The organism is Tritonibacter sp. SIMBA_163 (assembly GCF_046535935.1).
Lineage (GTDB): Bacteria > Pseudomonadota > Alphaproteobacteria > Rhodobacterales > Rhodobacteraceae > Epibacterium > Epibacterium scottomollicae.
Window position 1 is genome coordinate 1 of sequence record NZ_JAWJBP010001532.1, and the last position, 230, is coordinate 230.

At 70.0% G+C, this 230-nt stretch carries 1 protein-coding gene; it reads right to left on the reverse strand.

All coding sequences use genetic code 11. From position 1 onward, the window contains the following. The coding region (locus R0J92_RS27410) for an ATP-binding cassette domain-containing protein (RefSeq protein WP_411053998.1) at positions 1-230 on the reverse strand (230 nt) is incomplete at both ends.

The following is a 230-nucleotide window of genomic DNA, read 5'->3' on the forward strand; positions in this document are numbered from 1 at the left end:
CCCTCCAGCGCCGGCACCGCCGCACCAAAGAGGATCAGTCCAGGCCGAGTGAGGCGCGCCCGGGCGATGGCGATACGCTGGCGGTGACCCCCGGAGAACTGATGTGGGTATTTCTGCGCGTCGGCAGCGGACAGGCCCACGTCCGCCAGCACCTGCGCCACCAGATCCTGCCGGGCGCGGCCCATGGGGGAATCCGGCGACAGGTGAAAGGGTTCGGTCACCAGCCGTTC